This window comes from Variovorax sp. AB1(2024) (assembly GCF_037482385.2).
GTDB lineage: Bacteria > Pseudomonadota > Gammaproteobacteria > Burkholderiales > Burkholderiaceae_C > Variovorax.
In genome coordinates this window covers 821,267-835,437 of sequence record NZ_JBBHKP020000001.1, presented here as the reverse complement: position 1 = coordinate 835,437, position 14,171 = coordinate 821,267, and the positions used below count along the sequence as shown (strand labels likewise).

The 14,171-nt window shown below is 69.4% G+C and carries 8 protein-coding genes; all 8 read left to right on the top strand.

Annotated features, from left to right (window positions below):
- Positions 1-34 precede the first annotated feature (34 nt).
- The 8 genes from WIX39_RS04065 (at position 35) to pbpC (ending at position 14,163) form a co-directional block, all read left to right on the top strand.
- Positions 35-253 carry a DUF350 domain-containing protein gene (locus WIX39_RS04065; protein ID WP_019653703.1) on the top strand — a complete coding sequence of 73 codons (219 nt, stop codon included), beginning with the start codon at positions 35-37 and terminating at the stop codon, positions 251-253.
- Positions 250-1,893, top strand: a complete 1,644-nt coding sequence (locus WIX39_RS04060) for a polyamine aminopropyltransferase (RefSeq protein WP_409194568.1) — start codon at positions 250-252, stop codon at positions 1,891-1,893. Before WIX39_RS04065 ends, WIX39_RS04060 begins: the two co-directional genes overlap by 4 nt.
- A gap of 119 nt (positions 1,894-2,012) precedes the next feature.
- Positions 2,013-3,653, top strand: a complete 1,641-nt coding sequence (locus WIX39_RS04055) for an FAD-dependent oxidoreductase (RefSeq protein ID WP_409194567.1) — start codon at positions 2,013-2,015, stop codon at positions 3,651-3,653.
- The gene (locus WIX39_RS04050; RefSeq protein ID WP_409194566.1) at positions 3,650-4,762 is read left to right on the top strand and encodes a saccharopine dehydrogenase family protein; all 1,113 of its coding nucleotides are present in this window, start codon (positions 3,650-3,652) and stop codon (positions 4,760-4,762) included. Before WIX39_RS04055 ends, WIX39_RS04050 begins: the two co-directional genes overlap by 4 nt.
- Positions 4,759-5,136 (top strand): DoxX-like family protein, encoded by a 378-nt coding sequence (locus WIX39_RS04045; RefSeq protein WP_409194565.1) that lies wholly within the window; start codon positions 4,759-4,761, stop codon positions 5,134-5,136. The genes WIX39_RS04050 and WIX39_RS04045 overlap by 4 nt, the downstream gene beginning before the upstream one ends.
- On the top strand, positions 5,133-5,609 hold the full coding sequence (locus tag WIX39_RS04040; protein WP_409194564.1) for a DUF2269 family protein: 477 nt from the start codon (positions 5,133-5,135) through the stop codon (positions 5,607-5,609). The genes WIX39_RS04045 and WIX39_RS04040 overlap by 4 nt, the downstream gene beginning before the upstream one ends.
- Positions 5,610-5,803: 194 nt before the next feature.
- The gene (locus WIX39_RS04035) at positions 5,804-11,815 is read left to right on the top strand and encodes an alpha-2-macroglobulin family protein (protein ID WP_409194563.1); all 6,012 of its coding nucleotides are present in this window, start codon (positions 5,804-5,806) and stop codon (positions 11,813-11,815) included.
- Between the two features lie 17 nt (positions 11,816-11,832).
- Entirely contained in the window at positions 11,833-14,163 is a 2,331-nt protein-coding gene (pbpC, locus tag WIX39_RS04030; RefSeq protein WP_234382208.1) for a penicillin-binding protein 1C, read from the top strand.
- Positions 14,164-14,171: the final 8 nt, after the last annotated feature.

The following is a 14,171-nucleotide window of genomic DNA, read 5'->3' as shown; positions in this document are numbered from 1 at the left end:
CCGATGTATCTCATTACTACGACTGGAGGTCCCCATGGGATTTGAATGGCTGAAACCGGGCGTGGTCCTCGGATCGCTCGTGTACGCGCTGATCGGCGTCGTGATCTTCTGGCTCTGCTTCCTGATCATCGACAAGATCACGCCCTATGACCTGTGGGGCGAGATCGTCGAGAAGCAGAACGTGGCGCTGGGCCTCGTCGTGGCGGCAATGAGCCTGGGCATCAGCATCATCGTGGCTGCTGCAATCCATTGAGCGACGCGGCCTTGCCCGCGCGCACCCCGGATGCGCGGGGGCCGCAACCTGTCGAAGTCGCGCTGCTCGCCAGCGTGTTCGTGGTCGCCGCCTGCGGGCTGGTCTACGAACTGAGCGCGGCCGCGCTGAGCTCCTACCTGCTCGGCGACTCGGTGCTGCAGTTCAGCACCATCATCGGCACCTACCTGTTCGCGATGGGCGTGGGCTCCTGGCTCTCGCGCTACTTCGACCGCCAGCTGCCGGCGCACTTCCTTCGCATCGAACTGATGGTCGCGCTGATCGGCGGCGCGCTGCCGGCGATCCTGTTCCTGGCCAACGCCTACGTGCCGGGCGCCTTCCGGCTGCTGCTCTACGGCCTGGTGATGGTGGTCGGCACGCTGGTGGGCCTCGAGATCCCGCTGGTGATGCGCATCCTGAAGCGCAACATCGTGCTCAAGAACCTGGTGTCGCAGGTGCTGACCTTCGACTACCTCGGCGCGCTCGCGGTGTCGGTGGCGTTCCCGCTCATCCTGGTGCCGCAGCTCGGCATGATCCGCACCGGCCTGCTGTTCGGCTTCATGAACGCGGCGGTGGCGGTGTGGGCGCTGTGGCTGTTCCGCCATGAGCTGCGCCGCATCGGCGCGCACGCGCTCGCCTGCTTCCTGTCGCTGGCGGCGCTGCTGGCGGCCTTCGTGTGGGCCGACCACATCACCACGCTGGCGGAAGACAAGTTCTACCAGGACCGCATCGTGTTCAGCGCGACCTCGCCGTACCAGCGCATCGTCGTGACGCGCGGGCTGCTCGGGCACCGCCTGTTCCTGAACGGCAACCTGCAGTTCGCCGAGCGCGACGAGTACCGCTACCACGAGGCGCTGGTGCACCCGGTGATGGCCGCGCAGGGCGCGCCGAAGAAGGTCGCGGTGCTCGGCGGCGGCGACGGCATGGCGGTGCGCGAGATCCTCAAGTACCCCTCGGTCGAGTCGGTCACGCTGGTGGAGCTGGACCCGAACATGACCAGGCTCTTCACCGAGCACGAGACGCTGGCCGCGCTCAACGGCCACTCGCTCTCGTCGCCCAAGGTGAAGATCGTCAACACCGACGCCTTCCAGTGGCTGCAGCAGCCGGGCGGGTCGAGCGCCGCCGGGCCGTCCCAAGGCGCGAGCGCCCCCTCGGGGGGCAGCGAACCACGCGAAGCGGGGAGCGTGGGGGTCGACGACCTTTACGACGTGATCGTGGTCGACTTTCCCGATCCGACCAACTTCGCGATCGGCAAGCTCTACACCAACAGCTTCTACGCGCTGCTCGAAAAGCGCCTGTCGGCCAGCGGCTATGCGGTGATCCAGACCACCTCGCCGCTGGTGGCGCGCAAGAGCTACTGGACCGTGGCGACCACCATCGAGTCGGTCGGCCTGCGCGCCACGCCGTACCACGCGCACGTGCCCAGCTTCGGCGAGTGGGGCTACATCATCGCGAGCCGCCGGCCTTATCGCATGCCCGATGCCTTGCCTGCCGGCCTGCGCTTCCTGTCGCCGTCCACGCTGCCCCTGATGTTCGACTTTCCGCTCGACATGGCGCGCGTGCCGACCGAAGTGAACCGGCTGTCGAACCAGATCCTCGTCACCACCTATGAGCAGGAGTGGGGCAAGGTCATGGCGCACTGAATGATGAACTCCCCCAGGCTTCGCGCACTTCGTGTCGCTTCGCCTTCCCCCTCGCCGGGGGCAACACCTGCGGCCCGGCAGAGCCGGTTCCGCGGTGTTCCTGGAAGGGAGCGGTGCGAATGAAGCGCCGTGGCTTCCTGGGGGCGGCGGGTGCGGCGGGCGCCCTCGCGCTGGCCGGCTGCGAGGCGCCGCCACCGCCCATCGAAGGCGGCTTCACCGGCATCGACGTCGCGCGCGGGCATGCGATGCGCGACGGCGCGCTCAAGAGCGCCGCACCCGCTGTCGTGAAGCGCACGCGCGTAGTGATAGCCGGCGGTGGCGTGGCGGGGCTCGCGGCGGCGCGCGCGCTGCGGCTCGCGGGCGTCGAAGACTTCGCGCTGCTCGAGCTCGAGGACACCGCCGGCGGCAACGCGCGCGGCGGCTTGGTCAACGGCATTGCCTGCCCGCTCGGCGCGCACTACCTGCCGGTGCCGGGAGACGATGCGCGCGAGGTGCAGGACCTGCTCGAGGAACTCGGCCTGCGCCGCCGCGTGGCGGGCCGCTGGGAATACGACGAGCTCAACCTCTGCCACGCCCCGCAGGAGCGGCTGTTCCTGCACGGCGAATGGCAGGATGGCCTGCTGCCCGTGCACGGCGTTGGCGAGAGCACGATGGCGCAGTACCGCAAGTTCGCGCAGCGCATCGACACGCTGCAGCACGCGGCGCATTTCGCCATTCCCACGCTCAAGTTCGCCGTCACGCCCGAGCTGCTGGCGCTCGACGCCATCCCCTTTTCCAATTGGCTCGACAGCGAGGGCTTCAGCGACGCGCAGCTGCGCTGGTACCTCGACTACTGCTGCCGCGACGACTACGGCGCCGGCATCGCGCATGTTTCCGCCTGGGCCGGCATCCACTATTTCGCGAGCCGCCACGGCTTCCACGCGCCCGGCGATCCGAGCGGCAGCGTCAACGATTCGAGGCCCGAGCGCGACGGCATCCTCACCTGGCCCGAAGGCAACGGCTGGCTCACGCGGCAGCTGGCCAGGCCGCTCGGCGAGCGGCTGCACACCGGCCAGGTCGTCACGCGCATCGCCGAGTCGCGCGGCGGCGTCGAGGTCGATGCATGGGACGCGAAGACGAAGTCGCTCGTGCGCTGGCAGGCCGAGCGCTGCATCGTCGCGCTGCCGGTGTTCATTGCCGCCCGCGTGGTCGAGAACCCGCCGCCCGTGCTGGCCAACGCCGCCGCGCATGTGCGCTACGCGCCGTGGCTGGTGGCCAACGTGCACCTGCGCGGCCCGCTGGCCGACAGGCCCGGCGCCGCGCCGAGCTGGGACAACGTGATCTACGGCACGCGCGGCCTCGGCTATGTCGATGCGCGCCACCAGGCGCTCGACCCGACGCCGCGCGGCACCGTGCTCAGCTGGTATCGCCCGCTGGGCCCGAGCAGCCACGACACCGCCGACGGCCGCCGCCTGCTGCTCGACCGCCCATGGACCGGCTGGCGCGACGACCTGCTCGCGGAGCTGTCGCTGCCGCATCCAGACTTGCCCGCGCTTGCCACGCGCATCGAGATCACGCGCTACGGGCATGCCATGTCGATCCCCGGGCCAGGCCTGCTGGCGCAGATCGGGTCGCAGCGCAGCGCACCGGACGAGGCGCATCGCGGCAGCGTCGTCGCGGGGCGGTTGTCGTTCGCGCATGCGGACTGGTCGGGCTACTCCATCTTCGAAGAGGCATTCACGCGTGGCCATGTCGCGGGCACCGGCGCGGCGTCCGCATGATGAGGACGCTGGTGCTCGGCGGGTACGGCAATTTCGGCGCGCGCATCTGCCGGGCGCTGGCCGCAGACGCCGGCATCGAGCTGCTGGTGGCCGGGCGCGATGCGCGGCGCGCCACGGCGTTCGCCGAATCGCTGGGCGGTGGCGCGCGCGGGGTTCGCATCGACGTGCAGGCGCCGGACCTCGCGGACACGCTGCGCCGACTCGGCGTGGCGCTGGCGATCCACACCGCCGGGCCGTTCCAGAACCAGGGCTACGGCGTGCCGCAGGCCGTTGCGGCGGCGGGCGCGCACTACATCGACCTGGCCGACGGCCGCCGCTTCGTGTGCGACTTTCCCGGCGCGCTCGACACCGCGTTCCGCAATGCCGGCCGCACGGGCATCAGCGGCGCCAGCACGGTGCCTGCGCTGTCGTCCGCCGTGGTCGACCATCTGGCGGCGGGCTGGCAAGGCATCCACGGCATCGACATCTGCATCGCGCCCGCGCAAGGCGCGCCGCGCGGCGAAGCCACGCTGGCCGGCGTGCTCGCGTACTGCGGCGAGCCGATCCGCGTCTGGCATGGCGGGCGCTGGACCGAGCAGCCCGGCTGGGCGCACCCGACGAAAGTCGCGTTCGCGCGCATGAAGCCGCGCCGCGGCGCGCTGTGCGACATCCCCGATCTCGAACTCTTTCCCGCGCGCCATGCCGGCGTGCAGTCGGTCATGTTCCGCGCCGCGCTCGAAGTCGGGCGGGCGCAGCAGGCCTTTGCGTTCCTGGCCTTCCTGCGCCGCGTGGGCGTGCTGCCCGCGCCGCAAAAGCTGGCGCCGCTGCTACATTCGGCGGGCCGCGTGTTCGATGCGCTCGGCACTGCGCTGGGCGGCATGGTGGTGCGCGTCGAAGGCACCGACGCATCGGGCCGCACCGCGCGCCGCGCCTGGCACATTGCCGCCGACGACAACCACGGCCCGGAGATCCCCTGCATGGCGGCCATCCTGCTGGCCCGGCGCCTGGCGCGCGGCGACGCACTGCCCGCCGGTGCGCACGCCTGCGCGGGTTTGCTCACGCTGGAGGAATTCGAGCCCGAGTTCGCGCGCTGGGGCATGGTGACGGAAACGGTCGACGAAGCCGCATGACGCGCGCCGAAGCTGACGATCGCCTGCTGCGCCTGAGCCTCGTCGCCGTGTGGCTCTTCACGGCCGTCGCCAGCATCGTCGAGCTGAACGGCCAGAGCCGCGAGGTGCTGGCCGCCGCGGGCATCACTTCGCCGCCGTGGCTGGTGCAACTGCTGATCGGCGGCGGCGCCGCTGCGGACCTCGTCGTCGGCATCGCGTTGTGGCGCTGGCCAGGCCGCGCCAGCTACGGCGCCGCACTCGCCCTGATGCTTGCCATGACGCTAGTGGCGACCGTGCTACAGCCGAGCCTGTGGCTGCACCCGCTCGGCCCGTTGCTCAAGAACCTGCCCATCGCCGCCCTGCTCTGGCATCTTTACCGACGCGCGACGCCATGAACACCTATCTCGTCCTCAAGTGGCTGCATATCGTCTCCAGCGTGCTGATGGTGGGCACCGGACTGGGGTCGGCGTTCTACATGTTCTTCACCAACCGCAGCGGCAGCGTGCCCGCGCAGGCGGTGGTGAGCCGGCTGGTGGTGCGTGCCGACTGGTGGTTCACCACGCCCACCGTCATCATCCAGCCGGCCACGGGTTTCGCGCTCGCGCACATGGCCGGCTGGCCGTTGTCCACGCCGTGGCTCGCGCTCTCGCTGGGGCTGTTCGTGTTCGCGGGCATCTGCTGGCTGCCGGTGGTGTGGCTGCAGATCCGCATGGCGGCCATCGCGGCGCAGGCGCATCGCGAATCGACGCCGCTGCCTCAGATGTATGCGCGCTACCAGCGCTATTGGGAGCTGCTGGGCTATCCGGCCTTCGTGGCGATGGTCATCGTGTTCTACCTGATGGTGAACAAGCCGCAGCTTTCGATCTGAAATGAAAACCCGCTTTTCGCTTCGTCGAATTGCGCGCCCCGAACAAGAGCGCCCCTGACACCGCACCATGAGCCACTGACATGGCCGCGGCGCGGCCCCTGTGCGGTTTTCACGAAGACTTCACACACAGCGCCATTGCTTCACAGATGGTCCGCACACTCGCGGACGCCAACAAAAACACAGTGGGAGCGTCCATGCTGCAAGTCGCCAATCGAAAACTCGCGTCGTTCAGCGACGCGCTCTTCACCGGGCTGGGCCGTGCGCTCGGCCTTCTGCGTCCGGTGGCCCGTGGGCTCGTCGGTTCCTGGCGACCTCCGGGCTGGCTGCGCATCGCGGGCGCATTCCTGCTCTTCGGCCTGCAGTGGCTGCAGCAGCGGCTGGCCTGGGTCGTGTTGCTTCTGCTGCTCGTGCTGGCAGGCTGGATGGCCAGCCCCCATGTGATCAGGTGGTGGCATGGCCTCACGCCCGATCGCGTCGAACCCGTCGTCGCCACCGCGAAGACCGAGCCGCCGCAGCGCACGCAGATCGAACTCGACAGGGGCCCGAACCCCTTCGCCATTGATTTCTCGGCCTCGGTGGCGCCCATTTCGCGCATCGGCCAGGAGGCCACCGGCGTCACCATCGAGCCCGCCATCGCCGGCCGCTGGACGTGGACCAAGCAGAACCGGCTCGAATTCCTGCCCGCGCAAGATTGGCCCGTCGGCCAGCCGTACAAGGTGCAGATCACCAACAGCGCACTCGCGCCGCACATCGAGATGGCCGTGCGCAAGTACGAGTTCACCTCGCCAGAATTCACCGCGCAGATCAACGCCGCCGAGTTCTATCAAGACCCGGTGCAGGCCAACGTGCGCCGCGCGCTCTTTCAGGTGCACTTCTCGCACCCCGTGAACACGGCCGAGTTCGAGAAGCGCTTGGTGCTGACCTACGACCAGCCCTGCAGCTCCTCTTTCTTCAGCGTGGGCAAGTGCGCGAGCGAGAAGTTCACGGTCAGCTATGACAAGCTGCGCCTCAACGCCACCCTGCAATCAGAGCCGCTGCCGATCCCCGAGAAGACTCGCCCGGCGATCCTCAGCCTCACCTCCGGCACCGTCGCGCAGAAGGGCGGCCCGGCGCTGCGTGCCGACATGTCCCGCGCGGTCGACATCCCCGGCCTCTTCAGCCTGAGCATCGCCAGCATCGAACCCACCATCGTCACCGGCGAGAACGGCGAGCCCGAGCACGTGATGCACGTCACCGCCTCCATGCCCGTGCACGAGCGCGAAATGGCGCGCGTGGTGCAAGCCTGGCTGCTGCCCGCGACCGAAGACGCCAAGGGCGAATCCGAAGAAAAGTTCGACTGGTCCGCCGATCCGTCGAAGCTCACCGACGCCGTGCTGCGCCGCGCCAGGAAGATCAACCTGCAGCCCATCGCCAGCGAGCGCGAAGTGACCGAGATGGTCAGCTTCCGCATGCCGCAGGCCGAGGGCGGCCGCTATCTGCTGGTGCGCGTGGCCAAGGGCCTGAAGACGCCCGGCGGCTACCAGCTCGGCGCCGCGCGGCAAGACGTGCGCCTGCTCAAGACCTTCGCGCCCGAGCTCACCATCATGAGCCAGGGCTCGCTGCTCGCACTCTCGGGCGAGCGCAAGCTGCCGATCCTGGTGCGCGACCTGCCGGGCATCCGCCTCGAAATCGGCCGCCTGCTGCCACAGCAGTTGCAGCACCTGGTGACGCAGACCAGCGGCGACTTCGCGCATCCGCAGTTCTACGGCGGCCTGCAGTCGGACAACCTCGTCGACCGCTTCCAGAAGGAGATCCCGCTCACCATTCCCGCCGGCAAGGCGCACTACGAAACCGTCGACTTCGCCGAGTACCTGCGCAACGACGTGGCCGACCGGCGAGGCGTGTTCCTGCTCAAGGTGCAGGGCTACGACCCCAAGGCCAAGAAGAAGCCCGAGGGCGACGAGCAGCAGGCCCAGCCTGAAGACGAACAGCAACAGGAGGGACAGTCGTCGGACGAAGAAAGCAATGGCGAAGGCGGCAGTCCCGAGCAGCAGCTCGACCAGCGCCTCGTGCTCGTCACAGACCTGGGCATCGTCGCCAAGAAGTCGCTCGACGGCACGCGCGACGTGTTCGTGCAGAGCATCGCCAACGGCCAGCCGGTGGCCGGCGCACTGGTCGAGGTGTGGGGCCGCAACGGCATGATCGTCGCGTCGCAGGCCACGGATGCGACGGGCGCCGCCAAGCTGCCCAACCTCGCCGGCTACCAGCGCGAGAAAGCGCCTGTGGTGCTGGTCGTGCGCAAGGACGGCGACCTGAGCTTCCTGCCCTTCAACCGCAACGACCGCACGCTCGACATCTCCCGCTTCGACGTCGGCGGCCTGCGCGCGGCCGGCGTGCCGAACCAGATGACGGCCTACGTTTTCAGCGACCGCGGCATCTACCGCCCTGGCGACACCATGCACATCGCGATGATGGTCAAGGCCGGCAACTGGGGCACCTCGCTGCGCGACCTGCCGCTCGAAGCCGAGATCATCGATGCGCGCGGCCTCGGCGTGCGCCGCGAAAAGCTCAAGCTCGGCCCGGGCGGCGCGGCGGAAATCGCCCACACCACGCAAGACACATCGCCCACCGGCAACTACACCGTCAACCTCTACCTGCCGCGCGAATCGTCGCCCGGCACGCCCGAGGTCGAAGGCCTGCTGATCGGCAGCACCACGGTGAAGGTGCAGGAGTTTCTGCCGGACCGCACCAAGGTCACGGCCAAGCTCAGCAGCGAAGTCGCCGAGGGCTGGGTCAGGCCCAAAGACCTGAAGGCGCTCATCGACGTGCAGAACCTCTTCGGCACGCCCGCGCCTGATCGCAAAGTGGAAGGCACGCTCACGCTGAGCCCGGGCTTCCCGGTGTTCCGCGCCTTCACCGACTACGCGTTCTTCGATCCGCAGCGTGCGGCCGACAGGCAGGTCGACGATCTGGGCAGCGTGCAGACCAGCGCCGACGGCAAGGCCGAATTCGACCTGCGGCTGTCGCGCTTCGACGCCGCCACCTACCAGGTGCACGTGCTCGCCAAGGCCTTCGGGCCCGAGGGCGGGCGCAGCGTGTCGGCCGAGGCGCAGACGCTGGTGAGCGACATGCCTTACCTCGTCGGCGTGAAGGTCGACGGCGACGTCGGCTACGTGAGCAAGGGCGCCGCGCGCAACGCCACCGTGATCGCCATCGACCCGCAGGCGAAGAAGACGGCCGTGGCCGACCTGAAGATCGAGCGCGTGGAGCGCAAGGTGCTGTCGGTGCTCATCAAGCAGGACAACGGCCTGTACCGCTACGAGTCGCGCCGCAAGGAAGTGGTGCTCGACGAGAAGCCCTTCGCCATCGCCGCGGCCGGCAACAACGTGGCGCTGGACACCGGCGCGCCCGGCAACTTCGCCTACGTGGTGCGCAATGCCCAGGGGCTGGAGCTCAACCGGGTGGAGTACAGCGTGGCGGGCAATGCCAACGTGTCGCGCTCTCTGGACCGCAACGCCGAGCTGCAGCTCACGCTCGACCGCAAGGACTACGAGCCGGGCCAGGAAATCGCGGTGAGCATCCGCGCGCCGTACGTGGGAGCGGGCCTCATCACCATCGAGCGCGACAAGGTCTACGCCCACGCATGGTTCAAGACCGACAAGACCGCGTCGGTGCAGAAGATCGTGCTGCCCAAGGATTTCGAGGGCACCGGCTACATCAACGTGCACTTCGTGCGCGACCCGGCCTCGGACGAGGTCTACATGAGCCCGCTGTCGTACGGCGTCGTGCCCTTCGCCACCGCGCTGACCAAGCGCACCGCCAACCTGCAGCTCACCAGCAGCGAACTGGTGAAGCCGGGGCAGACCGTGAAGATGAAGCTCACCAGCGACAAGCCCACGCGCGCCGTGGTGTTCGCGGTGGACGAAGGCATCCTGCAGGTGGCGCGCTACAAGACGCCCGACCCGCTGAAGCACTTCTTCCAGAAGCGCGCGCTCGAAGTCGGCACGCTGCAGACGCTCGACCTGATCCTGCCGGAGTTCAAGAAGCTCATGCAGGGCGCCGCACCCGGCGGCGACGGCGAGGGCGAACTCGGCAAGCACCTGAACCCGTTCAAGCGCAAGCGCGACAAACCGGTGGCCTACTGGTCGGGCCTGGTCGACGTGAACGGCAGCCGCGAGTTCAGCTACACCGTGCCCGAAAGCTTCAACGGCAGCCTGCGCGTGATGGCCGTGGCCGTGAACGACGAGACCACCGCCGCCAAGAGCACCCGCACCGTGGTGCGCGGCGACATGGTGATACTGCCGAACGCGCCGCTCGCGATGGCGCCCGGCGATACGGTCGAAGTGGGTGTGGGCCTGGCCAACAACATCCCGGGTTCGGGCAAGGAAGCGCCCATCGCGCTCACGCTCACCGCCTCCGGCGGACTCGAAGTGGTGGGCGACGCCACGCAGACGCTCAAGGTCAACGAACGCGGCGAAGCCAGCACCAAGTTCAACGTGCGCGCCAAGCCGGGCGAACAGGCGGTGCTGGGTTCTTCGGCGCTGGTGTTCACATCGACGCACAAGAACTACAGCGCGCGCCTGTCGACCGAAGTGAGCGTGCGGCCGGCGTCGCCCTTCGTCACGCTGGTGCAGGCCGGCAGCTTCCAGCGCGCGGGCGAGCTGTCGAGCCAGGCCGACCTGTACCCGAACTTCCGCCAGAGCGACGTGGCCGTGTCCGCCGCGCCGTGGGCCTTCGCGACCGGCCTCATGCAGTACCTGGAGGCGTACCCGCACGGCTGCACCGAGCAGATCACGAGCCAGACCTTCCCGGCCGTGCTGCTCGCGGGCCGCCCCGAGCTGGTGAAGGAGATGGCGCGTGGCCGCACGGCCGAGCAGGGGCCGATGCCCGAGGCGCGCAAGACCTTCGAGCGTTACCTCGTGCAGCTGCGCGCACGGCAGACGGCCGACGGCGGCTTCTCGCTGTGGCCCGGTGCCGGCACCGATGCCTTCGCCACGCTGTATGCGGTGCACCTGCTGGTCGAGGCCAGGGACCACAAGCTGCCCGTGCCGCAAGACCTGCTGCAGAAGGCCAACGCCTACCTTCAGGGCTGGCTCGGCAGCAGCGACGCATCGCTCGACGGCTGGCGCCAGCGCACGCAGGCGGCGTACCTGCTGACGCGCCAGGGCATCATCGCGCCGGCCGCGCTGGCCAACCTGCGCGAAGCATGGCGCGGCAAGCAGACGCAGGGCTGGAGCGACGACCTCGGCGCTGTCTACCTTGCCGCGAGCTACCAGCTCGTGAAGCAGGAGCAGGTGGCCAACGAGCTGCTGAACCCTGTGTGGGCCGACCTGCTCGCGCGCACGGAGAAGAAACAGCGCCGCAACGTATGGGGCGCCTACTACGACCCGCTGGTGCACGACAGCATGACGCTGCACCTGGTGGGCCGCCACTTCCCGTCGCGCCTGAAGACGCTGAAGCCCGCTGTGTGGGAAGGCATGGCCGCGATGGTGCGCGACGGCTGGTACAACAGCCTGTCGTCGGCCTCGATGCTGCTCGCGGTCGATTCGTACTTCGAGGCCGTGGGGCAGAACGCCGAAGGCAAGCTCACGGCGAGCGCCGTCAACGCGCAGGGCCAGGCCGCCGCGCTCGCGCTGGGCGCGGTGAACCCGATCACGCGCGCAGCGGTGCCGGCCGGCACGGCCAGGCTGAAGCTGTCGAACGACAGCGACTTCAACCTCTACTACAGCTGGGCCGAACAGGGCTTCGAGCGCAACGTGCCCGCCACGGCGGTGAACAAGGGCCTCGAAATCTTCCACGAAGTGCTCGATGGCAAGGGCAATCCGATCACCAAGGCCAGGCTCGGTGAAGAGGTCACGGTACGGGTGCGCGTGCGCAGCCTGGAGCGCGCGCAGCTCAACGACGTGGCGCTGGTCGACGTGCTGCCCGGCGGCCTCGAGCCGGTGCTGCAGGCCGTGGGCGACGACGACGATGCCAACGCCGACGCGCCCATCTGGAAGAAGCGCCTGGGCGGCGGCGGCTCGTGGAAGGTGCAGTACGCCGACATCCGCGAAGACCGTGTCGTGTTCTACGGCAACGTCAACAAGGACCTGCTCGAAGTGACCTACAAGGCGCGCGCCACCAACGTGGGCGACTACGTGGTGCCGGCGGCGTACGGCGAGGCGATGTACGACCGGCGCGTGTTCTCGCGCTCGGCCGGTGCGCGCTTCCAGGTGGTCGGCAACTGAGGCAAGGCAGGTCCGCCATGCGCATCGGCATCGCGTCTGCAGGAAGAAGGCTGCGCAAGCCCGCGCTGTGGGCGCTGGCGCTTGTCCTCGTGCTCGCGCTGCTGCGCCTGTGGCCGCACGCGGCGTTGAGCGAGACCGTCGGCAGTTCGCGCGCTGTGTATGCGCAGGGCGGGGAGCTGCTGCGGCTCACGCTCGCGGGGGACGAGCAGTACCGGCTCTGGGTGCCGCTCGATCGCATCTCGCCCACGCTGGTCGACGCGGTGCTGCTGTACGAAGACCGGCGCTTCCATGCGCACCCCGGCGTCAACCCCGCCGCGCTGGCGCGCAGTGCGTGGCGCATTGCCAGCGGCGAACGCAGGCAGGGCGGCTCGACGCTCACGATGCAGCTCGCGCGCCGCGTCTACGGCATCGACAGCCGCACGCCCACAGGCAAGGTCGCGCAGATCTTCGCGGCGCTGTGGCTGGAGGCGCGCTTCAGCAAGCACGACATCCTGGAGGCGTACCTCAACACCGCGCCCTATGGCGGCAACATCGAAGGCGTGCAGGCCGCGAGCCTCATCTACTTCCGCAAGGACGCCGCCAAGCTGAGCCTGCCCGAGGCGCTGACGCTTGCCGTGATTCCGCAGAACCCCGTCAAGCGCATCGCCGAGCGCGGGCGCAATGCCGAGCTGCAGTCGGCGCGCGAACGGCTGTGGGCGCTGTGGGCCGAGCGCGACCCGGCCGCGAAGCAGCATGCGCCCGATGCGCAGCTCGCGCTGTCGGCGCAGTCGCGCGGCAGCCTGCCTTTTCTTGCGCCGCACGCCACCGACATGCTGCTCGCGCAGGAGCGTGGCGTGCAGGAGGTGCGCACCACCATCGACCTGCGCATGCAGGCCACGCTCGAACGCGTGATGGGCCAGTACCTGCGCACGCATGCCGACGTGGGCATGACGAACGCGAGCGCGTTGCTGCTCGACGCCTCGACCATGCAGGTGCGCGCGATGATCGGCTCGGCCGACTTCCGCAACGACGCCATCGCGGGGCAGGTCAACGGCGTGCTGGCCAAGCGCTCGCCGGGCTCCACGCTCAAGCCCTTCATCTACGCGCTGGCGCTCGACCAGGGGCTGCTGCATCCGAAGACGATGCTGAAGGACGCGCCGACCTCCTTCGGCCCCTACACGCCTGAGAACTTCGACCACCGCTTCGCCGGCCCGCTGCCGGCGCAGGAGGCGCTGATCCGCAGCCGCAACGTGCCCGCGGTCGCCGTGGCGGCCAGGCTCTCGAAGCCGGGGCTGTATGACTTCATGCGGCTCGCGGGCGTGCAGAAGCTGCAGAGCGAATCGCACTACGGCCTCGCGCTGGTGCTGGGCGGTGGCGAGGTCACGCCCGAGGAACTGGCGGGCATGTACGCGACGCTGGCCAACGGCGGCATCTCGCAGCCCATTCGCTACACGCAGCCCGCGCCCGACGAGCGGCCCGTGCAGCCGCTGCGCCTGCTGAGCGAGGAGGCTTCCTTCATCACGCTCGACATGCTGCGCCACACGCCGCGCCCCGACACCACGCTGCCCGCGCGCCCCGCCATCGCATGGAAGACGGGCACGTCCTGGGGCTTTCGCGATGCGTGGACGGCCGGCGTGTTCGGCCGGCATGTGCTGGTGGTGTGGGTGGGCAACTTCGACGGCACCAGCAACCCCGCGCTGGTGGGCGTCGATGCGGCCGCGCCGCTGTTCCTGCGCATGGTCGATGCGCTGCGCGCCCAGCGGCTCGACCCCGGCGAGGTCGCGTCGCGCCAGCCGCCCGACTTGCGCCAGGTCGAAGTCTGCGCGGCGACGGGTGGCCTGCCCGACGCGCTGTGCCCGGTGCGCACCATGACGTGGTTCATCGCCGGCAAGTCGCCCATCCAGGTCAGCAACCTGCACCGCGCGGTATGGGTCGACGAGACGACCGGCAAGGTGGTCTGCGGCCCGCAGCCCAATGCCCGCCAGCAGGTGGTGGAGCAATGGGGAAGCGACATGCGCCGACTGTTCCGCCAGGCCGGCCTGCCGCGCGCGAGCGCACCGGCCGATGGCTGCGAGAAAGACGGCGGCGCACCGGAAAGCGCACCGCTCATCACCTCGCCCCTGCGCGGCGTGCGCCACACGCTGCGCGCGAACAAGCCCGAACCGCTGGTGCTGCGCGCCGAAGCCGCGGCGGGCACGCAGGCGATCTACTGGTTTGCCGACGACGCGCTCATCGGCCGCGCCGCGCCCGGCGAAGGCATCACGTGGATGCCCGACCTCGCGGCCTCGGGCCGGCGCTACGTGCTGCGCGCGGTCGACGACCAGGGGCGTGCCGAGTCGCGCGAGGTGACGGTCGACATCGCACCTTGAAGGGATGT

What these genes read in the sequence shown, in the direction of transcription:
- WIX39_RS04065 (WP_019653703.1), top strand. Translation starts at nt 35, where the DNA reads ATGGGATTTGAATGGCTGAAACCGGGCGTGGTCCTCGGATCGCTCGTG.
- WIX39_RS04055 (WP_409194567.1), top strand. Translation starts at nt 2,013, where the DNA reads ATGAAGCGCCGTGGCTTCCTGGGGGCGGCGGGTGCGGCGGGCGCCCTC.
- WIX39_RS04050 (WP_409194566.1), top strand. Translation starts at nt 3,650, where the DNA reads ATGATGAGGACGCTGGTGCTCGGCGGGTACGGCAATTTCGGCGCGCGC.
- WIX39_RS04045 (WP_409194565.1), top strand. Translation starts at nt 4,759, where the DNA reads ATGACGCGCGCCGAAGCTGACGATCGCCTGCTGCGCCTGAGCCTCGTC.
- WIX39_RS04040 (WP_409194564.1), top strand. Translation starts at nt 5,133, where the DNA reads ATGAACACCTATCTCGTCCTCAAGTGGCTGCATATCGTCTCCAGCGTG.
- WIX39_RS04035 (WP_409194563.1), top strand. Translation starts at nt 5,804, where the DNA reads ATGCTGCAAGTCGCCAATCGAAAACTCGCGTCGTTCAGCGACGCGCTC.
- pbpC (WP_234382208.1), top strand. Translation starts at nt 11,833, where the DNA reads ATGCGCATCGGCATCGCGTCTGCAGGAAGAAGGCTGCGCAAGCCCGCG.